At 68.7% G+C, this 21,958-nt stretch carries 19 protein-coding genes and 1 tRNA gene; 12 read left to right on the forward strand and 8 right to left on the reverse strand.

Going from position 1 to position 21,958, the window contains the following annotated elements; all coding sequences use genetic code 11:
- Positions 1–64: 64 nt before the first annotated feature.
- From ACEL92_RS15185 to ACEL92_RS15195, 3 genes are read left to right on the forward strand one after another with little or no spacing between them, the layout of a single operon-like run.
- The gene (locus ACEL92_RS15185; RefSeq protein WP_374021565.1) at positions 65–505 is read left to right on the forward strand and encodes a DUF402 domain-containing protein; all 441 of its coding nucleotides are present in this window, start codon (positions 65–67) and stop codon (positions 503–505) included.
- Positions 490–1,473: a non-homologous end-joining DNA ligase gene (ligD, locus tag ACEL92_RS15190; protein WP_374021566.1), complete on the forward strand. Its 984-nt coding sequence runs from the start codon at positions 490–492 to the stop codon at positions 1,471–1,473. Before ACEL92_RS15185 ends, ligD begins: the two co-directional genes overlap by 16 nt.
- 41 nt (positions 1,474–1,514) lie before the next feature.
- Positions 1,515–1,931 (forward strand): hypothetical protein, encoded by a 417-nt coding sequence (locus ACEL92_RS15195; protein WP_374021567.1) that lies wholly within the window; start codon positions 1,515–1,517, stop codon positions 1,929–1,931.
- 71 nt (positions 1,932–2,002) lie between these two features.
- Here the strand turns inward: ACEL92_RS15195 and ACEL92_RS15200 are convergent, their stop codons facing one another.
- From ACEL92_RS15200 to polA, 4 genes are all read right to left on the reverse strand, one after another.
- Positions 2,003–2,968: a DUF2889 domain-containing protein gene (locus ACEL92_RS15200; RefSeq protein WP_374021568.1), complete on the reverse strand. Its 966-nt coding sequence runs from the start codon at positions 2,966–2,968 to the stop codon at positions 2,003–2,005.
- A 6-nt stretch (positions 2,969–2,974) separates the two neighbouring features.
- Positions 2,975–4,189 (reverse strand): dephospho-CoA kinase, encoded by a 1,215-nt coding sequence (gene coaE, locus ACEL92_RS15205; RefSeq protein WP_374021569.1) that lies wholly within the window; start codon positions 4,187–4,189, stop codon positions 2,975–2,977.
- 12 nt (positions 4,190–4,201) lie between these two features.
- Entirely contained in the window at positions 4,202–5,644 is a 1,443-nt protein-coding gene (gene rpsA, locus ACEL92_RS15210; RefSeq protein WP_374021570.1) for a 30S ribosomal protein S1, read from the reverse strand.
- Between the two features lie 159 nt (positions 5,645–5,803).
- Positions 5,804–8,464 (reverse strand): DNA polymerase I, encoded by a 2,661-nt coding sequence (gene polA / locus ACEL92_RS15215; protein WP_374026227.1) that lies wholly within the window; start codon positions 8,462–8,464, stop codon positions 5,804–5,806.
- Between the two features lie 146 nt (positions 8,465–8,610).
- Between polA and ACEL92_RS15220 the strand changes: the two genes are divergently transcribed.
- Positions 8,611–9,063 carry a Zn-ribbon domain-containing OB-fold protein gene (locus ACEL92_RS15220; RefSeq protein ID WP_374021571.1) on the forward strand — a complete coding sequence of 151 codons (453 nt, stop codon included), beginning with the start codon at positions 8,611–8,613 and terminating at the stop codon, positions 9,061–9,063.
- Entirely contained in the window at positions 9,063–10,259 is a 1,197-nt protein-coding gene (locus ACEL92_RS15225) for a lipid-transfer protein (protein WP_374021572.1), read from the forward strand. Before ACEL92_RS15220 ends, ACEL92_RS15225 begins: the two co-directional genes overlap by 1 nt.
- A gap of 8 nt (positions 10,260–10,267) precedes the next feature.
- On the opposite strand, the gene ACEL92_RS15230 is transcribed toward ACEL92_RS15225, so the two are convergent.
- The gene (locus ACEL92_RS15230) at positions 10,268–10,897 is read right to left on the reverse strand and encodes an ANTAR domain-containing response regulator (RefSeq protein ID WP_374021573.1); all 630 of its coding nucleotides are present in this window, start codon (positions 10,895–10,897) and stop codon (positions 10,268–10,270) included.
- Between the two features lie 114 nt (positions 10,898–11,011).
- Here ACEL92_RS15230 and ACEL92_RS15235 point away from each other — a divergent pair.
- Positions 11,012–11,088 (forward strand) — tRNA-Leu (locus ACEL92_RS15235).
- Between the two features lie 35 nt (positions 11,089–11,123).
- On the opposite strand, the gene ACEL92_RS15240 is transcribed toward ACEL92_RS15235, so the two are convergent.
- A complete protein-coding gene (locus ACEL92_RS15240; RefSeq protein ID WP_374021574.1) occupies positions 11,124–11,483 on the reverse strand; it encodes a hypothetical protein in 360 nt (119 codons plus the stop codon).
- A gap of 159 nt (positions 11,484–11,642) precedes the next feature.
- Between ACEL92_RS15240 and ACEL92_RS15245 the strand changes: the two genes are divergently transcribed.
- The 6 genes from ACEL92_RS15245 to cydC all read left to right on the forward strand — a co-directional run bounded on the left by ACEL92_RS15245 (position 11,643) and on the right by cydC (position 19,559).
- On the forward strand, positions 11,643–12,983 hold the full coding sequence (locus tag ACEL92_RS15245; RefSeq protein WP_374021575.1) for an adenylate/guanylate cyclase domain-containing protein: 1,341 nt from the start codon (positions 11,643–11,645) through the stop codon (positions 12,981–12,983).
- A gap of 28 nt (positions 12,984–13,011) precedes the next feature.
- Entirely contained in the window at positions 13,012–13,602 is a 591-nt protein-coding gene (locus ACEL92_RS15250) for an HdeD family acid-resistance protein (RefSeq protein ID WP_374021576.1), read from the forward strand.
- 85 nt (positions 13,603–13,687) lie between these two features.
- Positions 13,688–15,160: a cytochrome ubiquinol oxidase subunit I gene (locus ACEL92_RS15255; RefSeq protein WP_374021577.1), complete on the forward strand. Its 1,473-nt coding sequence runs from the start codon at positions 13,688–13,690 to the stop codon at positions 15,158–15,160.
- Between the two features lie 37 nt (positions 15,161–15,197).
- A complete protein-coding gene (cydB, locus tag ACEL92_RS15260; RefSeq protein WP_374021578.1) occupies positions 15,198–16,238 on the forward strand; it encodes a cytochrome d ubiquinol oxidase subunit II in 1,041 nt (346 codons plus the stop codon).
- Positions 16,239–16,312: 74 nt separating this feature from the next.
- A complete protein-coding gene (gene cydD / locus ACEL92_RS15265) occupies positions 16,313–17,926 on the forward strand; it encodes a thiol reductant ABC exporter subunit CydD (protein ID WP_374026228.1) in 1,614 nt (537 codons plus the stop codon).
- Positions 17,913–19,559, forward strand: coding sequence for a thiol reductant ABC exporter subunit CydC (gene cydC / locus ACEL92_RS15270; RefSeq protein ID WP_374021579.1), 1,647 nt, complete (start codon positions 17,913–17,915; stop codon positions 19,557–19,559). Before cydD ends, cydC begins: the two co-directional genes overlap by 14 nt.
- On the opposite strand, the gene ACEL92_RS15275 is transcribed toward cydC, so the two are convergent.
- The gene (locus ACEL92_RS15275) at positions 19,543–20,460 is read right to left on the reverse strand and encodes an LLM class F420-dependent oxidoreductase (protein WP_374021580.1); all 918 of its coding nucleotides are present in this window, start codon (positions 20,458–20,460) and stop codon (positions 19,543–19,545) included. The two genes, cydC and ACEL92_RS15275, sit on opposite strands and share 17 nt — an antisense overlap.
- A gap of 43 nt (positions 20,461–20,503) precedes the next feature.
- The gene (locus tag ACEL92_RS15280) at positions 20,504–21,901 is read right to left on the reverse strand and encodes a bifunctional lysylphosphatidylglycerol flippase/synthetase MprF (RefSeq protein WP_374021581.1); all 1,398 of its coding nucleotides are present in this window, start codon (positions 21,899–21,901) and stop codon (positions 20,504–20,506) included.
- Between the last annotated feature and the right edge of the window lie 57 nt (positions 21,902–21,958).

Consider the following 21,958-nt stretch of genomic DNA (forward strand, 5'->3'; position numbering starts at 1 on the left):
CCATCCGCCCAAGCACGAGACGTTCGACCTGATCGCCCGCACCAACACCGATCCCAAGGGCATCGTGCGGGACGTGGACGACTATGCGGTCCACCCGTGGGGCCTCTACGTGGCCCGGCCCACGCCCGGCCGCGCCCAGTTCCATTACCTCGAGTCCTGGCTGCTGCCCTCACTCGGCTTGCGCGCCACGGTGTTTCACTTCAATCCGGGCCACGAGCGTGACCATGACTACTACCTCGACGTGGGCGAATACACGCCCGGGCCCCAGGTGTGGCGTTCGGAGGATCACTACCTCGACATCGAGGTCCGCACCGGCGACGGCGCGGACCTGGCCGACGTCGACGAGTTGCTCGATGCCGTCCGGCATGGCCTGCTGACCCCCGAGGCCGCCGAGCGGGCGGTGCGGCACGCCGTGGACGCCGTCGCGGGCTTGGCCCGCAACGGCTATGACCTGTCACGCTGGCTGGGCGGCCAAGGGATGGAGCTGACGTGGCGCGGGACGTAGTCGCGGGCCTGCCCGATGAGCCGGTGCCCGACTGGCGATCCCCCACGCTGGCGACCCTGACCGACAAACGGTTCTCCGATCGGCACTGGATCTTCGAGCGCAAGTTCGACGGGATGCGCTGCCTGGCGTTCCGCGACGGTGACCGGGTGCGGCTGTTGTCGCGAAACCGCCAGCCGCTCAACGGAACCTACCCGGAACTCGTCGACGCGCTTGCCGCGCAGGGCGCGACGCGCTTCGTCGTCGACGGCGAGGTGGTGGCCTTCGTGGGGCGCCGCACCAGCTTCGCGCGGCTGCAGGGCCGGCTGGGCATCACCGACCCGCAGCTAGCCCGCGCGTCGCCGGTGGGCGTCTACTACTACGTCTTCGATCTGCTGCACCTGGACGGCAAGTCGACGGTCGACGCGCCGCTGCTGTGGCGTAAGCGGCTGCTGCGCAACGCGATCCAGTTCGCCGACCCGCTGCGATACACCCCGCACCGGGTCGAGGACGGCCTGGCCGCCTTCCGCGCCGCCTGCGAGCGTGGCGACGAAGGGGTGATCGCGAAGCTGGCCGATTCGCGATACGACGGTGGCCGGTCGAGGAATTGGCTGAAGTTCAAGTGCGTGCGGGACCAGGAGTTCGTGGTCGGCGGCTACACCAGCCCCAAGGGCAGCCGGGTGGAGCTCGGGGCGCTGCTGCTGGGTTATTACGACGGCCGCGACCTGGTCTACGCCGGCAAGGTCGGTACGGGTTTCGACGAGGCCACGCTGCACCGGCTGCACGAGCGGTTGTCGGCGATCGCCCGGGACACCCCGCCGTTCACCCGCGGCCTGGTGCGCGAAGCCGGCGCCCATTGGGCGCGGCCGGAGTTGGTGGTCCAGATCGGGTTCACCGAATGGACGCGCGGCGGGAAGCTGCGCCACCCACGGTATCTCGGCATCCGCACCGACAAGGACGCCGGCGAGGTCGTGCGGGAGAGCGGGGCCTAGTCCTTGGTTCCCTGATCGCGCTGGGCGTAATGTCAGCGGCTATGAGCTGCACCGGCCGCGGGCTCCTGCCGATCACCGCGGTGACCCTCATCGCCGTTGGCTCCCAGCTGAGTCCGGCGACCGCGCGCGCGGACCTGCACAACGTCACCTACCGCGCCCGGATCGATGCGCTGACGACCGGGAGCCAGGCCACCTTCGTCATCAACGGCGGCCAGACCAACACCACCAACCTGCCGTCCATGCCTGGCAACGTATTTGAGGCCAACACGGTGCTGCCCGATCCGGGGCAGGCGGGGATGCGGATAGTGCTGCGTTTCCCCTACGCGGCGAACGTGCACTGCGAGATCGACGTCGACGACGCCGTTTTCACCCAGGCCGACCAATTCGTCAAACCGGCGGCCGGAAACGTCGACCCCAACAGCGGCGCGCTGCAGTGCGGCGCACCGCCGCCCGCCTGAGATCGATTGCCCAAGTCCCACGCGGGATCCCGCGGACCTACAGGACATCGAGCACGAGATTGTCGACCTGCTTATCGGCTATCCAACAGGGCGTCCAGATCGGCGATCGCGCGCAACGTGTCGTTGAGGTGCGTGCAGGTGCTGGTGCCGACGAATTCGCCGCGGACGCGGTCGCGCAACTCGGCCAGAGTCATACCGCGGATGCGGGATGCGCTACCGATCGCCCCCGGGCACTCCTGCCAGGGCAACACCCGCACTTCCGCGTTCACCCCGGTGATTACCCGCCTCGAGATGTCAATCGTGCCGGCGACCGTGTACTCGTGCACGATCGTCTCCACCAAGTCGTCGTCTACGTGAGAGTCGCGGAAGTGGGCCTGGAAGTGCGCCGGCCCGGTATCGAAGTCCGCCAGATCCAGCCGTCGGTACCTGCGCATCCCGCGCGCTCGGAGCGGCTCCACTTCGTGTAGTCCGCTCAGCGGCGGCGCCACGGGTCCACGGCCCGTCGGGATGACATCGTGTCGCCGGGTGTACGCGATCAGCGAGGCGTCCGGCGCGAAACCGGCGCAGATCCCGGCCATCCGGTCGGCGATGCCCGGCGGCATCTTCTCTTCGACGCCGTCGACGATCGCCGCGTATTGGGTGGCGTATCCGGACACCAGGGTTGCACCGACCCAGTCGTCGAGCAGCAGATGCAGCAGGCTGGCGCGCTCCGCTTCCTCGGGGAACAGCCGGCCAACCCTTGCCCGGAATCCGGCGCCGACACGGCAGCCCAGCAGTGCGTCGAGACCGGCGGGCGCAGTGATGGCGTCGACGACCTGATCGGTGAGATGCGCCTCCATTCGGATCTCACCGAGTACCTCGACGCGTCCGTCCTCGGCGCCCACCACGTCGCGCGCCCGCAGGTCGGCCAGGGAGCCGCCCGCCCCATCCGGATGGGTGTCGATGGTGCTGGTGCGCCGCCGTCGTCCGGCCACCAGCTGCGGCGCCTCGTCCACGAAGGGCCGCCGCGGGCCCAGGATGTCGTTGACGAACGGCATGGTGGCTCAGGGCTTCCAGCCGGTGGCGTCGGCCCACTCCCACGCGCGCCGGTAGGCGTCGAGGAACCACGGCTCCTTGGCCTCGACGTACGCCACGGTGTCGCCGCCCGCCCGGGCCACGGCCGACCGCTTGACCGCCAGGTACTCGTCGCGGGCCTCGGGGTCGGCCGACAGCCACGCGACGAACAGCAGGGCGAACTGCTGGTTGGGCCAGCCGTCCACCCGGATGTGCACGTTGGTCGGGCGGCCCGGATCGGCCGAGGCGTGAATCCGCTTGCCCCACAACCCCGGATCGTCACTGCGGTCGTAGCGGGCGACGGCGCTGCGCGCATCGCGCTTGGCGACATCGGAGCTGATGTGCTCGATCCGCGGGTAACCGGCGGCGAGCAGCGGCTCCGCGAGTTCGTCCGCGACCGCCAAGGATTCGACCGTGATCTGCACGTCGATGACGTCCTTGGCGGGCAGATCCGGCACGGCGGTCGAACCGACGTGGTTTACCCGCATCGCCCGCTGGCCGCTCGCCGTCTTCAGCCGGTTGACGATCCGGCCGGCCTGATCCGGCCAGCTGGGGTCGGGCGGCACCAGCCGCGCCGGCGCCCGCGCAACCTGACGCCGACTCAGGTTGTGTGCGAACGGCAGTATCCGGTTGTCCCACAGCTCATGGGCTAGCCGCACCAGGTCCTCCGGGCTGCCGGAGTTGTCCACCCAGATATCGGCGACGGCGCGGCGCTGCTCGTCGCTGGCCTGCGCGGCGATCCGCGCGCGGGCGTCGGCTTCGGGCATCCCGCGCTGGTCGACCAGCCGTCGCAGCCGCACCTCGACGTCGGCGTACACGATGACGACGAGCGGGAACAGCGGCGCCATCCCCGATTCCACCAGCAGCGGAATGTCCTCCACGACAACCGAATCCGCGGGCACCGAGGCGATGATCTCGGCGCGTCGCTTGCCGACCAGCGGGTGGACGATGCCGTTCAGCCGCTGCCGCGCTTCGTCGTCCCCGAAGGCCTTGGCGGCCAAGGCCGGACGGTCCAGCGCTCCGTCGGGCAGCAGGATGTCGTCACCGAACGCCGCCACGAGCGCCTCGAGGCCCTCGGTGCCCGGTTGGACCACCTCGCGCGCGATGACGTCGCCGTCGACGATGACCGCGCCGCATTTGGCGAAGGTGGCCGACAGGGCCGACTTGCCGGCGCCGATGCCACCGGTCAACCCGATACGCAGCATGCGTGAACGCTATTAGGCGTTGCCGGCGAGCTTCTCCCGCAGAGCGGCCAACTGCGCGTCGCTGGCCAGCGAGCCACCGGCCGCCTTCTCCGACGGCGCGCCGTTGCCCGAGGACTGCTCGGAACCGTGCCCGGCGGCCTCGGCCGCGGCGAACTTCTCCATCTGCGCGGTGTGCATCTTGTGCCGGCGCTCGGCCTCGGCGTAGCGGGCCTCCCACTCGGCGCGCTGGGCGTCGAAGCCCTCGAGCCACTCGTTGGTTTCGGCGTCGAAGCCCTCGGGGAAGATGTAGTTGCCCTGCTCGTCGTAACTGTCGGCCATGCCGTACTTCGCAGGGTCGAACTCCTCGGTGTAGTCCTCGTTGGCCTGCTTGAGCGACAACGAGATCCGGCGCCGCTCCAGGTCGATGTCGATGACCTTGACCATGGCGTCGTCGCCGACGGCGACCACCTGGTCGGGCACCTCGACGTGGCGCTCGGCCAGCTCCGAGATGTGCACCAGACCCTCGATGCCCTCCTCGACGCGGACGAACGCGCCGAACGGAACCAGCTTGGTGACCTTGCCGGGCACGATCTGGCCGATGGCGTGGGTGCGGGCGAAGTGCCGCCACGGGTCTTCCTGAGTGGCCTTGAGCGACAACGAAACCCGCTCGCGATCCATGTCGACGTCGAGCACCTCGACGGTGACCTCGTCGCCCACCTGGACGACCTCGGACGGGTGGTCGATGTGCTTCCAACTCAGCTCGGAGACGTGCACCAGACCGTCCACACCGCCGAGGTCGACGAACGCGCCGAAGTTGACGATGGAGGAGACGACACCCTTGCGGATGGCGCCCTTCTGCAGCTGGTTGAGGAACTCGCTGCGCACCTCGGACTGGGTCTGCTCCAGCCAGGCCCGGCGGGACAGCACCACGTTGTTGCGGTTCTTGTCCAGCTCGATGATCTTTGCCTCGATCTCCTTGCCGATGTACGGCTGCAAATCGCGGACCCGGCGCATCTCGACCAGGGACGCGGGCAGGAAGCCGCGCAGCCCGATGTCGAGGATCAGGCCACCCTTGACGACCTCGATGACGGTGCCCTTGACGGCCTCGTCCTTCTCCTTGAGCGCCTCGATGGTGCCCCAGGCGCGCTCGTACTGCGCGCGCTTCTTGGACAGGATCAGGCGGCCCTCTTTGTCCTCCTTGGTGAGAACCAGGGCCTCGACCTCATCGCCGACGGAAACGACCTCACTGGGGTCGACATCGTGCTTGATGGAGAGCTCGCGGGCGGGGATGACGCCCTCGGTCTTGTAGCCGATGTCGAGGAGCACCTCGTCCCGGTCCACTTTGACGATCGTCCCCTCGACGATGTCGCCATCGTTGAAGTACTTGATCGTTTTGTCTATTGCGGCAAGAAAGTCCTCGCTGGAGCCAATGTCGTTGACGGCTACTTGGGGCGAGGTGACGGTGGGACTCGGCATGTGGTGGGTTGCTCCGGACAGGTTGGGTCGTAGGGACAAATCTGGGATTTACCTATTTAGGCTACTCGACTGCATACACGCTGGCCAAACCCGGACGTTCCAGGCTGCGCGTTTTCTGACGGGAAAATGACGTTTAAGCAAAATTCGGGGGCCGAAGCGCTAATGCGCGGCCGCGTCCCACGAGCGGCCGTAACCCACCGACACCTCCAGGGGGACGTCGAGCGGATAGGCGCCGCCCATCTTGTCGCGGGCCAGGGCCTCGACCCGGTCCCGCTCGCCGGGCGCGATTTCGAACAGGAGTTCGTCGTGCACCTGCAGCAGCATGCGCGACTTCAGCCCGGCGGCCTTGATCGCCTTGTCCACCTCGATCATCGCCACCTTGATGATGTCGGCGGCGCTGCCCTGGATGGGGGCGTTGAGCGCCGCGCGCTCGGCGGCCTCCCGCACCTGGCGGTTGCTGCTGTCCAGCTCGGGCAGGTACCGGCGGCGGCCCAGCACCGTCGAGGTGTAGCCGTCCTTACGCGCCTGCTCCACGACGTTCATCAGATAGTCGCGCACGCCGCCGAACCGGGCGAAGTAGGCGTCCATCTGCTCCTTGGCCTCCTCGGTGGAGATCTTCAGCTGCTGCGACAGCCCGTAGGCGCTCAACCCGTAGGCCAGGCCGTACGACATCGCCTTGACGCGGCGGCGCAGCTCGGGGGTGACCTCCTCGATCGGCACCCCGAACGCCCGCGAGGCGACGAACGAATGCAAGTCCTCCCCCGTGTTGAAGGCTTCGATGAGGCCCTCGTCGCGCGACAGGTGCGCCATGATGCGCATCTCGATCTGGCTGTAGTCGGCGGTCATCAGCTCGCTGTAGCCGTCACCCACCACGAACGCGTCCCGGATCCGCCGGCCGGCCTCGGTGCGGATCGGAATGTTCTGCAGGTTCGGCTCGGTCGACGACAGCCGTCCCGTCGCCGCGATGGTCTGGTTGAACGTGGTGTGGATGCGCCCGTCGGAGGCCACCGAATTCAGCAACCCGTCCACCGTCACCTTGAGCCGGGTGGCGTCGCGGTGCGTCAGAAGGTGTTGCAGGAACGGGTGCCCCGTCTTGTCGAACAGCGACTGCAGGGCGTCGGCGTCGGTGGTGTAGCCGGTCTTGGTGCGCTTGGTCTTCGGCATCTCCAGCTCGTCGAAGAGCACCGCCTGCAACTGCTTCGGCGAACCCAGGTTGATCTGCTTGCCGATCACCGCGTACGCCGCTTCGGCGGCGTCACGGATCTGGTGGGCGAAATCGCTCTGCAGCTCGCCGAGCAGATCCAAATCGACTGCGATGCCGGTGTGTTCCATCCCGGCCAGCACCCGCTGCACCGGCAGCTCCATGCCGTCCAACAGCGACGTGGAGTTGATCCGGGCGAGTTCCTCGTCGAGTGCGTCGGCCAGGTCCAGCACCGCCACGGCCCGCAGGATCAGGGTCTGCACGGCCTGGTCGTCCGTTCCCTCCGAGTCGTCGAGCAGCGAAAGCTGTTGCTGCTCAGCGGTTTCCGCGCGCAGTTCGCGGCGCAGATAGCGCAGCGAGAGGTCCTCGAGGGAGAAGCTGCGCTGCCCGGGCCGCACCAGGTAGGCGGCCAGCGCGGTATCGGAGGTCACGCCGGCCAGCGTCCAGCCCCGGCCGGCGAGGTCGTGCATCGCCAGCTTGGCCTCGTGCAGCGCCTTGGGCGGACCCGGATCGGCCAGCCACGACGCCAGCGCCGCCTCGTCGTCGGGATCCAGCGCCGAGGTGTCGATGTAGCGGCCCTCCCCGTCGGCGGACACGATGGCCAGCGCGGTGGCGTCGGCGTCGTAGGCCAGGTGAGTGCCGACGACGGCCAGGCCGAACCGCTTGCCCGAGCTGTGTTCGGCCAGCCACACGGCCAGCTCACCCGGCTGCAGCGCCCCGCCGCGCACGTCAAATCCCGCGTCGACTTCGGGCTCCACCGCGGCCAGGGTGTCGAACAGCCGGTCGCGCAAGACCCGGAACTCCAGGTCGTCGAACAGGCGGTGGATGTGGTCGCGGTCCCACGGCAGCATGCGCAGCGTGTCCGGGGTCTGCGCCAGCGGCACGTCCTTGACCAGGTCGGTGAGCTCGCGGTTGCGGATCACCCCGGCGAGGTTGGCCCGCAGCGCGTCGCCGACCTTGCCGCGCACCGAGTCGACGTTGTCCACCAGGCCCTGCAGCGACCCGTATTCGGCGATCCACTTCGACGCGGTCTTCTCCCCCACGCCCGGGATGCCGGGCAGGTTGTCGCTGGGGTCGCCGCGCAGGGCCGCGAAGTCGGGGTACTGCGTGGGGGTCAGCCCGTACTTCTCGACGACGGCCTCCGGCGTGAACCGGGTGAGTTCGCTGACGCCCTTACGCGGGTAGAGGACGGTGACGTCGTCGCTGACCAGCTGCAGGGAGTCCCGGTCGCCGGTGACCACCAGGACGCGGAAGCCCTCGTTCTCGGCCTGGGTGGCGAGCGTCGCGATCAGGTCGTCGGCCTCGAAGCCGGGCTCGGCCAGCACCGTGATGCCCAACGCATTGAGCACTTCCTTGGTGATGTCGATCTGGCCGTGAAACTCGTCGGGCGTCGACGAGCGGTTCGCCTTGTACTCGGGGTAACGCTCGGAGCGGAACGTCTGCCTCGACACGTCGAACGCCGCGGCGACGTGGGTGGGGGCCTCGTCGCGCAGCAGGTTGATCAGCATCGCGGTGAAGCCGTAGACCGCGTTGGTGGTCAGGCCGCCGCGGGTCTTGAAGTTCTCGGCGGGCAGCGCGTAGAAGGCCCGAAACGCCAGCGAGTTGCCGTCGAGCAACATCAATGTCGGCTTGGTGGGTTCCTCGGTCTTTCGAGCGGGCGGAGCGGGCACGGCTATCACTCTAGGCACCCGGACCGACGGGCCGGCCGCTGCCGCGGAACTGCAACACGTTTCAGTTTCGTGTTGGGCCTGGGTAGTCTGGCCGAGTGCCAGAGGTCACCAGCCAAGAACCCGCGATCGACGGATGGTTTGCCACCGACTCGACTACTGACGGGGCCGGTGGCCCCTACCTGATCGGCAGCAAATGCCCCGAGTGCGGCACCTACGTCTTCCCGCCGCGGGAGAACAACTGCCCCAACCCCGGCTGCGCCAGCGACACACTGGAATCGGTGCCGTTGTCGACCCGGGGCAAGCTGTGGAGCTACACCGAGAACCGGTATCCGCCACCGCCGCCCTACCCCGCTCCGGATCCGTTCGACCCCTTCGCCATTGCCGCGGTCGAACTGGCCGACGAGGGAATCATCGTGCTTGGCAAGGTGGTCGAGGGCACGCTGGCCGCGGACTTGAAGGTCGGCATGGAAATGGAACTGACCACCATGCCGCTGTTCACCGGCGATGACGGCGTGCAGCGGATCGTCTACGCGTGGAGGATCGCCTGATGCCCGAACCGCTGTACATCCTGGGCGCCGGAATGCACCCCTGGGGCAAATGGGGCCGCGACTTCACCGAATACGGGGTAGTTGCCGCCCGCGCCGCGCTGGCCGAGGCGGGGCTGGACTGGCGGCAGATCCAGTTGGTCGCCGGCGCCGACACCATCCGCAACGGCTACCCGGGCTTCATCGCCGGGTCGACGTTCGCGCAGAAGCTCGGCTGGAACGGCGTGCCGGTGAGCTCCAGCTACGCCGCCTGCGCCAGCGGTTCCCAGGCGCTGCAGAGCGCGCGCGCCCACATCCTGGCCGGATTCTGCGACGTCGCGCTGGTGGTCGGCGCCGACACCACGCCCAAGGGCGCGTTCGCCCCGGTCGGCGGTGAGCGCAAGAACGACCCCGACTGGCAGCGATTCCACCTGATCGGCGCGATGAACCCGGTGTACTTCGCGCTGCTGGCGCGGCGCCGGATGGACCTCTACGGCGCGACGTCCGAGGACTTCGCGCAGGTGAAGGTGAAGAACTCCCGGCACGGGCTGCAGAACCCGAACGCCCGCTATCGCAAGGAGTCCTCGGTCGAGGACGTATTGGCGAGCCCGGTGGTCTCCGACCCGCTGCGCCAGCTCGACATCTGCGCCACCTCCGACGGCGCGGCTGCGCTGATCGTGGCCAGTGCCGAGTTCGCCCGCAAGCACCTCGGCTCTCTGGACGGCGTCCCTTCGGTGCGCGCCGTCAGCACGGTCACGCCGCAGTACCCGCAGCACCTGCCCGAATTGCCCGACATCGCAACGGATTCCACCGCGGTGGTGCCCGGGCCCGACCGGGTGTTCAAGGATCAGATCCTGGATGCCGCCTACGCCGAGGCCGGCATCGGCCCCGAGGACGTCAGCCTGGCCGAGGTTTACGACCTGTCCACCGCGCTGGAGCTCGACTGGTACGAGCACCTGGGGCTGTGCGCCAAGGGCGAGGCCGAGCAGCTGTTGCGCAGCGGCGCGACCGCGATCGGCGGCAAGGTGCCGGTCAACCCGTCCGGCGGGCTGGCGTGCTTCGGCGAGGCCATCCCCGCCCAGGCGATCGCGCAGGTCTGCGAGCTGACCTGGCAGCTGCGCGGTCAGGCCACCGGCCGACAGGTGGAGAACGCCACGGTCGGTGTCACCGCCAACCAGGGCCTGTTCGGCCACGGCTCCTCGGTGATCGTCGCGCGCTAGCGGACTCGCTATTCGGCGTCTTTGGCTGCGTCGTCGTTGCCCAGCGTTTCCAGGACGACTTCGGCGACCCGTTTCATGGTGGTCCGCCGGTCCATCGCGGCGCGCTGAATCCACTTGAACGCCTCGGGCTCGGTCATGCCCTGCTTGGTCTGCAGCAACCCCTTGGCGCGTTCGACGAGCTTGCGGGTCTCCAGCCGCTCGGACAGCGTCGCCACTTCGCGCTCCAGCTCACTGATCTCGGCGAAGCGGCTCACGGCCAACTCGATGGCCGGAATCAGGTCGCTGATCGTAAAGGGCTTCACCAGATAGGCCATCGCGCCGGCGTCGCGGGCGCGTTCGACCAAGTCCCGCTGGCTGAACGCGGTCAGCACCACGATCGGGGCGATGCGCTTACTGGCGATCTCCGACGCCGCGTCGATCCCGTCGCGGCGCGGCATCTTCACGTCCATGATCACCAGGTCGGGCCGGTGGCGCTCGGCCAGCTCGACGGCTTCCTGGCCGTCGCCGGCCTCCCCGACGATCTCGTACCCCTCCTCTCGGAGCATCTCGGCGAGGTCCAGTCGGATGAGCGCTTCGTCCTCGGCGATCAGGACCCGGCGCGGCACAGCGGCGTCGGTGTCGGTCGTGGGGCCTGTCATGACGGACATTGTGTCGTGAACGCCTCGAAGCAGCGACCTCGGGGGCGGTGAGATGGGGGCCGGCACCAAATCCTTTAAGGTGGGAGGCTGCCTCTAACGTATGAGGCCGAGTAAGCCCTCGTATCCCAACTGGCAGAGGAAACGGACTCAAAACCCGTCCAGTGTGGGTTCGAATCCCACCGAGGGCACCAGGACTGGCGTCGTGGGGGTGCGGCGGCAAACCCCCTCACGTCGTATGGCGTTGACCGCCACGCTCACGGCGACCGCTTGCGCTGACCACATGCAAAAGGCTCACCATCACCGCGAGCGCGGTGACGACCACGGTGGTGAGCACCGCCGCCCACACGTCAACGACTGGACGGCCTGTCCACGATTGATCGCGATAACACTCCTCGAGTTGCCCCGACTCGGGCGACACTTCCAACCGCTGATACAGCGGATCCCTGACTTGGTGCAAGACGCACGAGGCGGCCATCGGGCCGTCAGCGCGGTAGCGACGGGCGGAGCTTACTGGCTGGGCCACGGCGATGTAGCCGGCGACAATCAACACCAGCAACCCGCCGGCCAACAGTCGGCGCAGCATCATGGCCTACCCCCCACCGCGCTATACCACGCATGTTCCGGTAAGCATTCCCGGTGGGCCTCGTCGTCACACCTCGGCGCTGGCACCCCGGCGCCGGCCTGGGGCTGATCCACCCACCCCGGGGGGCCCACAAACCCGAGCTCACCGGGTTACGCTTTGAACGTGGCGGCCAAGAAGTGCGGTGCCCCACCGGTGTCAGGCGGCGAGTCGGGACGCCCGGACTGCGTAGCCGCGGTGCGGGCGCAGACGCGTGACCGCAACCAGCACTACGTCGCCAGCGCCGCGCGCCGCGCCCGGGTCCTGACCATCACCGCGTGGCTGGCCGTCCTGGTGAGCGTGAGCTTCGTCCTGGTGCAGATCCTGGGCGGATCCTGGTTGTGGCAGGTCAGCTCGATCAACGTCCTCGGCGCCATGGTCTTCGCAATGGTCCCGTGGCTGCAGCGATTCGGCGAACTCGTCGCCCCCCTGACGTTTTTGGGCACGGCCTACGTGTCGGTCTTCGCCAGCTGCGTCGACGTCGGCACCGGGTCCGGCGCTCAGTTCTTCTTCCTGGTGGGCGCCTGCATCGTCGTACTCCTGCTGGGCATCGAGCACATCGTCTTGGCGTCCGCGCTCGCCGCCGTCGCCGCCGGCCTGATCATCGCCGTCGAGTTCCTGATCCCGCGCGACACCGGCTTGCAGCCGGCCTGGGCCCAGTCGGCGGGCTTTGTCATCACCGCGATTTCCAGTGTCGTGATGGTCGTCGTGACGGTGTGGTTCGCCCTGCGTGACACCGCGCGCGCCGAGGCCGTGATGGAGGCGCAGTACGAGCGCTCCGAGGCGCTGTTGGCCAACATGTTGCCGGCCAGCATCGCCGAGCGGCTCAAGGAGCCGGACCGCAGCGTCATCGCCGACAAGTACGACGTCGCCTCCGTCCTCTTCGCCGACATCGTCGGCTTCACCGAACGGGCCAGCAGCACGGCCCCAGCCGACCTGGTGCGCTTCCTCGACCGCCTCTACGGCGCGTTCGACGCGCTCGTGGACAAGCACGGGCTGGAGAAGATCAAGGTCAGCGGGGACTCCTACATGGTGGTCAGCGGGGTGCCGCGCGCCCGCCCCGATCACGCCCAGGCGCTCGCGGACTTCGCCCTCGACATGGCGAATGCCGCTGCCGGACTGCAGGATCCGCACGGCAACGCGGTCCGGCTGCGGGTGGGCATGGCCTGCGGGCCGGTGGTCGCCGGCGTCGTGGGTGCCCGCCGCTTCTTCTATGACGTATGGGGCGATGCGGTCAACGTCGCGTCGCGGATGGAAACCACCGACTCGGTCGGCCGAATCCAGGTGCCTGAGGCCATGTACGAGCGTCTCAAGGATGAGTTCGTCTTGCAGGAGCGCGGCCACATCGACGTGAAAGGTAAAGGCCTCATGCGCACCTGGTATCTGATCGGGCGCAAGGGGGCCAGCGAAACCTCCGAGGAAGCGCGCGACCTGGTGTCCGAGGATTCACGCACCGCCCACGTATAGCCAAAGTGCCCTATACCAGGGGCAGCGTTTGTGCCAGACTGCGGCCATGCAAACCACACCTGGATCTCCCCCTGCTCCAAGTCTGTTGCCGCATCTGTGGAAATCAACTCTGTTATCGGGAATTCTGTCGCTGGCCCTCGGCGTCGTGGTGCTCGCGTGGCCGGGAAAGACAATCCTGGTCGCCGCGGTCGCCTTCGGCATCTATCTATTGATCACCGGCGCCGCGCAGGTGTTCTTCGCGTTCACCCTGCACGTGTCGGCGGGCAGCCGGATTCTGCTTTTCATCAGCGGCGCCGCGTCACTCATTTTGGCGCTGTTGGCGTTTCGTCATTTCGGTAACGCAATCCTGTTGCTGGCCATCTGGATTGGCATCGGATTCATCTTCCGCGGCGTCGGCACGACGGTTTCGGCCCTCCAGGACCCGCTGCTGCCGGGGCGGGGGTGGTCGATCTTCATCGGCGTGATCAGCCTGCTCGCCGGCATCGTCGTCCTGGCGTCGCCGCTCGAATCGATTGTCACGCTGGCCCTCGTGGTCGGGGTGTGGTTCGTGGTCATCGGCGTGTTCGAGATCGTCTCGTCCTTCGGCATTCGCAAGGCTTCCAAGACTCTGACCGGGTAACGGCGGCTCGCTAGCGCCGGCACCACCCTTCTACTACACTCGGTAGTAGCCGTGCCCACGGCTCCGCTGGTTTGGGAGATGACAGATGAATGTCGTCGATATTTCGCGGTGGCAGTTCGGTATCACCACCGTCTACCACTTCATCTTCGTGCCGCTCACGATCGGCCTGGCCCCGCTGCTCGCCGTCATGCAGACGGTGTGGGTGGTGACGGACAACGTCGCGTGGTACCGCCTCACCAAGTTCTTCGGCAAGTTGTTCCTGATCAACTTCGCCATCGGCGTGGCGACGGGGATCGTCCAGGAGTTCCAATTCGGGATGAACTGGTCGGAGTATTCGAGGTTCGTCGGCGACATCTTCGGCGCGCCCCTGGCCATGGAGGGGTTGTTCGCGTTCTTCTTCGAATCCACCTTCATCGGGTTGTGGATCTTCGGCTGGGGCCGCCTGCCGAAACTGATCCACCTGGCCTGCATCTGGATCGTCGCGATCGGTGTCAACATGTCCGCGTTCTTCATCATCGTGGCGAACTCGTTCATGCAACATCCGGTCGGAGCGCACTACAACCCGGCGACGCACCGGGCCGAGCTCGACAGCATCGCCGCGCTGCTGACCAATAACACTGCGCGATGGGCGTTTACCCACACGGTGACCGGCGCGTTGCTGACCGCGGCGACGTTCGTCGCGGCGATCAGCGCGTGGTTCCTGGTCCGCTCCCGCGGCCCGGAAACCGCCAACCCCGCCGCCGAATCGAACGCGCGCACCATGTTTCGGCCCGCGGCGATCCTGGGCTGCTGGGTGGTGCTGATCGCCGCCGTCGGCCTGTTCTTCACCGGCGACCGCCAGGGCAAACTGATGTTCGTCCAGCAACCGATGAAGATGGCGTCGGCAGAATCGTTGTGCGCCACCGAAACCGACCCGGACTTCTCGATCCTCACCGTCGGCACGCACAACAACTGCGACAGCATCACCCGGGTGATCGAGGTCCCCTACGTGCTGCCGTTCCTCGCCGAGGGCAAAACCAGCGGCGTGACGCTGCAGGGGGTCCGCAACATCCAGCAGGACTTCGAGCATCGATTCGGCCCGAACGACTACCGGCCCAACCTGTTCGTCACCTACTGGTCGTTCCGCATGATGATCGGTTTCCTGGCGGTACCCATTCTGTTCGCGCTCGCGACGCTGTGGCTCACCCGCGGCGGCCGGATGCCCAACCAGCGCTGGTTCTCCTGGCTGGCGCTGCTGACCATCCCCACGCCGTTCCTGGCGAACATCTCCGGGTGGGTGTTCACCGAAATGGGCCGGCAACCCTGGATCGTCGTCCCGAATCCGACCGGCGACCAACAGGTTCGGTTCACCGTTCATGAGGCCGTGTCCAATCATGTGCCCGGCATGGTCATCACGTCGCTGGTGACCTTCACCCTGGTCTACGCCACGCTGGCGGTGATCTGGTTCTTCCTGCTCAAGCGCTACGTCACCGAAGGGCCGCGGGAACACGACGCCGAACCGGCTCCCCCGCCGGCGCCCGGCGACGACGAAGTGGCGCCGCTTTCGTTCGCCTACTAGGGCCCGGACCCCCGCACTGAAGGAAGGGAGCTGACCGATGGGACTGCAGCAATTGTGGTTCGGCATCATCGGATTGCTGTTCCTCGGCTTCTTCGTCTTGGAGGGCTTCGACTTCGGCGTGGGCATGCTGATGGAACCGCTCGCGCGGGTCGGCATCGGTGAGCCCGAACCGATTCGGCGCACGGCGCTGAACACCATCGGCCCGATCTGGGACGGCAACGAGGTCTGGCTGATCGTCGGCGGCGCAGCGATGTTCGCCGCCTTCCCGGGCTGGTACGCCACGGTGTTCTCGACGCTGTACCTGCCGCTGCTGGCCATCCTGTTCGGCATGATCCTGCGGGCCGTGGCGATCGAATGGCGCGGCAAGATCGACGACACGAGGTGGCGGGGCTGGGCCGATTTCGGCATCGCGGCCGGGTCTTGGCTGCCGGCCATCCTGTGGGGGGTGGCTTTCGCCATCCTGGTCCGCGGGCTGCCAGTGGGCGCCGACGGCGCGGTCCACCTGTCGATCACCGATGTGCTGAACGCCTACACGCTGCTGGGCGGTGCGGCCACCGCCGGACTGTTCCTGTTCTACGGCGCGGTGTTCATCTCGCTGAAGACCTCCGGCGCCATCCGCGACGACGCCCACCGGCTGGCGGTGTGGCTGTCGCTACCGGTGACCGGACTGGTTGCGGGGTTTGGGATCTGGACGCAACTGGCCCACGGTAAGGACTGGACCTGGCTGGTGGTCGGGGTGGCGGTTCTGGCGCAGCTGGCGGCGGTGCTGCTGGTGTGGCGGCGCCTGTCCGACGGCTGGGCGTTCGCCTGCACAGCGACCGTCGTGCTGTCGGTGGTGATCCTGTTGTTCGGCGCGCTGTACCCGAACCTGGTGCCCTCGACGCTGAACAGGCAGTGGAGCCTGACCATCTACAACGCGTCGTCGACGCCCTACACGCTCAAGGTCATGACATGGGTGACCGCGTTCATGGCTCCGCTGACGGTGGTGTATCAGGCGTGGACGTATTGGGTGTTCCGGCAACGCATCTCGGCGGATCGGATCCCGCCGTCCATCGGCCTGGCGAGGCGGGTGTCCTGAGCGCGACGCAACCACTAGGCGGCTCGAAAGCGCGGGGCCCGCTGGACCCGCGACTGTGGCGGGCGTCGATCGCCCTGCGCCGCTACCTGACGGCCACAGTCTGCTGCGGCGTGGTGGTCGCCGGGTGTGCGATCGGCTCGGCGATCGTGCTGGCAAACGTCGTCGCCCGCGCCGTCAGCGATCACTCGGCGCACGGCCTGCGTCCCTGGATCGGACCGCTGTCGATTTTCGTGCTGCTGTGGACGGTTCGCACGCTGGCAACGTGGCTGCAGGCCCGGTTGGGTCAACGCGGCGCCAGCGCGGTGATCGCCGACCTGTCCGCTCAGGTGCTGACGGCGGTCACCGCCCGGCAGCCGGGGGAACTCGCCGCCCAACGGGACGCCGCCGCCGTGGTGGTCACCCGGGGCCTCGACGGCCTACGCCCCTACTTCACCGGCTATCTGCCCACGCTGGTGCTCGCCGGAATCCTGACCCCGGCGACCGTGGCCGTCGTGGCGGTCTACGACCCGAAATCGGCGGCGATCGTGGCGATCACCCTGCCGCTCATACCCATATTCATGGTGCTGATCGGCCTGGCCACCGCCGACCGGTCGGCGGCCGCGCTGGCCGCCATGACCACGCTGCAGGGGCGGCTGCTCGATCTCATCGCCGGCATCCCGACGCTGCGGGCGCTGGGCCGCGCCCGCGGGCCCGAACGGCGCATCGCCGAACTCGCTGCGGCGCACCGCCGCTCGGCCATGGCCACGCTCCGGATCGCCTTCCTGTCGGCGCTGGTGCTGGAGTTGCTGGCGACGCTGGGCGTGGCGCTGATCGCGGTGGGGATCGGGCTGCGCCTGGTGTTCGGCGAGATGACGCTCGCGACCGGACTCACGGTGCTGCTGCTGGCGCCCGACGTCTACTGGCCGCTGCGCCGGATCGGCGTCGAATTCCATGCCGCGCAGGACGGCAGGACCGCCGCCGAGAAGGCCTTCGCCCTCATCGGCGAGCCGACTCCCCTGCGGGCCGGGGATCGGACGGTCGACGCCCGCGGGGCGCAGATAAGGCTCGACGGGCTCAGCGTCGCGGGCCGCGACGGTCAAGCGCCGTGTGACCTCACCGCGCTCATCGAACCGGGCTCGGTGACGGTGCTGACCGGACGCAACGGGGCCGGCAAGAGCACGGCCCTGCAGGCGATCGCCGGAATCACCGCACCGACGTCGGGCCGCGTGACGGTGGCCGGCATTGACGTCGCCGACCTGGAGCCGGGCGAATGGTGGCGGCAGCTGTCCTGGCTGCCGCAACGCCCGGCTCTGGTCCCGGGCACGGTCCGGGACAACCTGATGCTGTTCGGCGACCTGGGTGATCTGGAGACGGCTTGCGCGGCTGTGGGTTTCGATGCGGTGCTGGCCGACCTTCCTCTGGGGCTGGACACCGTTCTGGGCCGTGGTGGCGTCGGCCTGTCGCTGGGCCAGCGGCAACGGCTCGGCCTCGCCCGGACGCTCGGATCGGCCGCGCCCGTGCTATTGCTCGACGAGCCCACCGCGCACCTGGACGCCCGCGCCGAGCAACGCGTGCTGCGCGCCATCGTGGAGCGCGCCCACGCCGGTGCGACCGTCGTCGTCGTCGGACACCGGGAACCGGTGCTGGCCATCGGTGACCGGGTGGTGGAGGTGGCCGCCGGCAGCGGAGCGCGTTATGCCGCAATCTGATCCGCTGCGGGCCGCCCTGCCGCTGCTGCGCCCGAGCCTTCCCCGCATCGCGGCGGCGATCGCGCTGGGCGTGCTGTCGCTGGGCAGCGCGCTGGCGCTGGCCGGCGTCTCGGCCTGGCTGATCACCCGGGCCTGGCAGATGCCGCCGGTGCTGGACCTGTCGGTCGCGGTGGTCGCGGTGCGCGCGTTCGCCATCTCGCGGGGCGTGTTGCACTACTGCGAGCGGCTGGTCACCCACGACGCCGCGCTGCGGGGGGCGGGCACCGCGCGGGCGCGGATCTACGATCGCCTGGCGCGCGGGCCGGCGGCGGCCGCGGTTCGCCTGCACAGCGGTGAGCTGGTGGCACGCGTGGGCTCCGACGTCGACGAACTGGCCAACGTGCTGGTGCGTGTGGTGGTGCCGATCGGGGTCGCGGCGGTGCTGGGGTTGGCGGCGACGGCCGTGGTCGCGGCCATCTCACCGCCGGCGGCGGTGATCCTGGCGGTCTGCCTGCTGGTGGCCGGCTTCGTCGCCCCGCGGTTTGCCGCTGGGGCCGCGGCCCGCCAGGAACGCCTTGCGCGGCAGCATCATTCCGAGCGGGACACGTCGACCATGATCGCCCTCGAGCACGCGCCCGAGCTTCGTGTCGCCGGCCTGCTCCCCCGCGTCATCGCCGAATCGCAACGCCGGCAACGGGACTGGGGGGCCGCGCTCGATGCCGCCGCCAGACCGGCCGCCATCGCCGAGGCCGTGCCCACCGCCGCGATCGCGGCCAGCGTGCTCGGCGCGGTGGTGGCCGGCATCGGGTTGGCACCGTCGGTCGCGCCCACCACCCTGGCCGTCCTGATGTTGTTGCCGCTGTCCGCCTTCGAGGCGATGACGCCGTTGCCGGCGGCCGCCGTCCAGCTGACGCGATCGCGCATCGCGGCGCGCCGGTTGCTGGACCTGACGGCCGACGATCACCCGCAACCCGAGACGCCCACGGCGGCCCCGCCAGAGCCGGCCGCCGTGTTGTCGGCCGACATCCGCTTTGGCCACACCGACGCCACCCGGTCGAACCGCGTAGCGCTCGACCTGCCGCCGGGGGCCCGGCTGGCCGTCACCGGCGCCAGTGGCTCCGGCAAGACGACGCTGTTGATGACGCTCGCCGGGCTACTGCCCCCGCTGCGAGGACGGGTGACGTTGGGCGGCACCGACCTCTTCGAGTTGGACGAGGGGGAATTGCGTTGCGCCGTCGGCTTTTTCGCCGAGGACGCGCATGTCTTCGCCACCACCGTCCGGGACAACTTGCTGGTCGCCCGCGGCGACTGCCGAGACGACGAACTGACGGCCGCGCTGGACGCGGTCGGGCTCGGCGCCTGGCTCGCCGGTCTGCCCGACGGCCTCTCGACGGTGCTGACCGGTGGGGCGCAGGCGCTTTCGGGCGGTCAGCGCAGACGGCTGCTGCTGGCGCGCGCCGCGCTCTCGCCCGCCCGGATCGTGCTGCTCGACGAGCCAACCGAGCACCTGGACGCGGCCGACGCCGAGCCGATTCTGCGCGACCTGTTAAGCCAGACCGGCCTCATGCGCGCCGACCGGACCGTCGTGGTGGCCACTCACCACTTGCCCGACGGGGTCGGATGTCGCGAACTGTCGCTCACAGCGCGGCGGTAAGCCTCCAAAGCGCCTCCCGGTCAACCGATTCGGACGGGTCCAGCGCGCTGATCACCAGGTCCGTCGCCCCCGCATCCAGGTAGCGGCGCAACTGCTTGACGACGGACTCCTCGGGCCCGACCGCGGCAAGCTCGGTGACGCTGCCGACGCCTTCGCGCGCGATCACCTTTTGATACGACGGGATGGTCTGGTAGAAGCTCAGCTGTTCGGCGGCAACGGAGCGCGCGGCGTCGGCATCGTCGGACAAGACCACAGGCACCGCGGCGACGATGCGCGGCGCGGGGCGGCCCGCGGCGGCGGCCGCCTTGTTGATCGCCGGTGCGATGAACTCGCCGATGGTGCGCGGCCCGGCCAAATACGGCAGCGTCCCATCGGCGAGCTCGCCGGTCACCCGCAACGCCTGCGGGCCCATCGCGGCAACATAGACAGGCACGGGGGTGCCGCCGGGGACGTGCACGGGCCATTGCGGGCCGGCGCTCAGCTCGGTGCCGTGGACGTCGACGCTGCCGCTGTCGAAGATGGCCCGCAGGATCGTCAGATGCTCACGCAGCCGCTGAATGGTGTTCGACCAGTCGATGCCGAACGTCTGGCGTTCTATCGCTCGGGCGCCCAGGCCAAGACCGAGGCTGAAGTTGCCGTGCGAGGCGGCCTGCGCCGTCTGCGCCAGCGAGGCGACGATCAACGGATGGCGCGGGTTGATCGGCACCACCGAGGTTCCTACCCCGAGCCCGGGCACGGCGGCCCCGACCAACCCCGCCAGCGCGATCGCGTCGTAGTCCGCCCGCTGCGCGAGCCACACCTGTGCGACGCCGAGTTCGTATGCGCGCCTTGCCTGTCCAATTACGTCGTCAACGAGGTTTTGTGCATTCGGGCGCGCGGTGATGATGATTCCGGTGGTCATGCCGTTACCCAACGCGCGGAGACGACGCGGGGATTCCCGTCGCTCAGAGACGTCGCCGGCGCGGCATGAACTCCAGCGACAGCAACACGATCAACAGCGTGCCGATCTGCGTCATCGACACCAGGGCGTAGCGCCGGGCGTCGAGCGCATGGAACTTGCGCACGTACCGGTAGAGCGACTCCAGCGCGATCAACGGGTCGAGGACGTGGATCAGCCGATAGAAGACGCGCTGGGTGCGGCTGCGGTTCTTCTCGTCGAAGATCTCCGGGAACGCCGCGAAGGCGAGCGAAAGCCGTTGGGCGCCGTTCTCTTTGCCGGCCATGATCATGTCGATGCTGAGCCGCTCGTCGATGCCGTTGGGGGCCCCGCGCCGCCGCCACGGTACGTCGAGGGTGATGTCGCTGCCGCCGCCGGCCGTCGCATACCGGTGGAAGCCCTGCACCTTGCCCGAGGCGTCCCTCGCGAGGATCAGCTGGATGCCCGGGAACCTGCCCTCCAGCACTCCATCGAGGTTCATGTGGAATCCGCGCTCGGTGTGCGCCGCTTTGCTCGAGGCCCGCACCACCTCGGTCAACTCGGCGAGTTGCTCGGCGGTGAGCTCCTGTTCGGCGACGATCTCGGTGGTGATGCCGCAGTTGTGCGAGCGCTTCACCGCTTGACGCAGGTTGCGGAACTTGCGGCCAACCATGTCGAAAGTGGTGACGTCGATCACCACGTCGCGCCCGATCGGCACCGCCCGCAACGACTGCCCGAGCAGCGCGGCGTCGCTCCACAGGCCCAGCCGCCGCTCGCCGCAACCCACGACCGCGATCCGCCAACCGTGGGCGTGGCACATGGCGGCGAAGTCGGCGACCAGTTCGGGGAATCGGGCCTCGTCGCCGATCGGGTCACCGCCGACCACCGCGATGCCAAGGCGGGTCCGGTAGGCCAGCGCCGCGCTGCCGTCGGCGGTGAAGTGGTAGCTCTTGCCGGTCTGCATCGCGAACGGCGCCAGCGGGTCATCCTTGGTGGCCTGGATCAACGTCCAGATCCGGGGCAGGTCCTCGGGAAGCGGGTGCGACGACGTCGGCCACATCAGGACCAGGCCGGAGCTGGCGATCACCAGGTCGCCCAGCAGATCGAACGACAGCACGTGCAGGCCCAGGCCCGCCAGCACGAACCCGGCGGCCGCGGCGGCATGCATAGCCGTCACGGGACGGCCCAGGAAGATGCCGCGGGCGATCCAGGCGACCGCCACCAGCACCGTCAACGACCAGGCCAGCCGATCGGTGTAGTGCCACGCCGGGTGGTGGTGGTGGCGAACGAGGATTTCGGCCAACCAGCAGGTGGCGCTCAACAGCGCGAGGGCTCCGATCAGCCGGGCGGCCCGCGAATCGACAGAGACGACCACCCGTTCCCGCCCGCGAGCCTTCGCTGAGACGTCGACCAATGGCCCGCTCACACTCACCTCCCGATGCGCTGACATTCCAGCTGGGCGGCTATCTGCCGCCTCTGCACC

Source organism: Mycobacterium hainanense (assembly GCF_041890355.1).
Taxonomy (GTDB): Bacteria; Actinomycetota; Actinomycetes; order Mycobacteriales; family Mycobacteriaceae; genus Mycobacterium; species Mycobacterium hainanense.

Bases quoted from the DNA above. Each gene is read 5' to 3' on its own strand.
- cydC (WP_374021579.1), top strand. From the start codon at position 17,913: ATGCCGCAATCTGATCCGCTGCGGGCCGCCCTGCCGCTGCTGCGCCCG.
- ACEL92_RS15255 (WP_374021577.1), top strand. From the start codon at position 13,688: ATGAATGTCGTCGATATTTCGCGGTGGCAGTTCGGTATCACCACCGTC.
- ACEL92_RS15275 (WP_374021580.1), bottom strand. From the start codon at position 20,460: ATGACCACCGGAATCATCATCACCGCGCGCCCGAATGCACAAAACCTC.
- polA (WP_374026227.1), bottom strand. From the start codon at position 8,464: ATGTTGCTCGACGGCAACTCGCTGGCGTTTCGGGCCTTCTACGCGCTG.
- ACEL92_RS15200 (WP_374021568.1), bottom strand. From the start codon at position 2,968: ATGCCGTTCGTCAACGACATCCTGGGCCCGCGGCGGCCCTTCGTGGAC.
- ACEL92_RS15225 (WP_374021572.1), top strand. From the start codon at position 9,063: ATGCCCGAACCGCTGTACATCCTGGGCGCCGGAATGCACCCCTGGGGC.
- rpsA (WP_374021570.1), bottom strand. From the start codon at position 5,644: ATGCCGAGTCCCACCGTCACCTCGCCCCAAGTAGCCGTCAACGACATT.
- coaE (WP_374021569.1), bottom strand. From the start codon at position 4,189: ATGCTGCGTATCGGGTTGACCGGTGGCATCGGCGCCGGCAAGTCGGCC.
- ACEL92_RS15195 (WP_374021567.1), top strand. From the start codon at position 1,515: ATGAGCTGCACCGGCCGCGGGCTCCTGCCGATCACCGCGGTGACCCTC.
- ACEL92_RS15230 (WP_374021573.1), bottom strand. From the start codon at position 10,897: ATGACAGGCCCCACGACCGACACCGACGCCGCTGTGCCGCGCCGGGTC.
- cydB (WP_374021578.1), top strand. From the start codon at position 15,198: ATGGGACTGCAGCAATTGTGGTTCGGCATCATCGGATTGCTGTTCCTC.
- ACEL92_RS15240 (WP_374021574.1), bottom strand. From the start codon at position 11,483: ATGATGCTGCGCCGACTGTTGGCCGGCGGGTTGCTGGTGTTGATTGTC.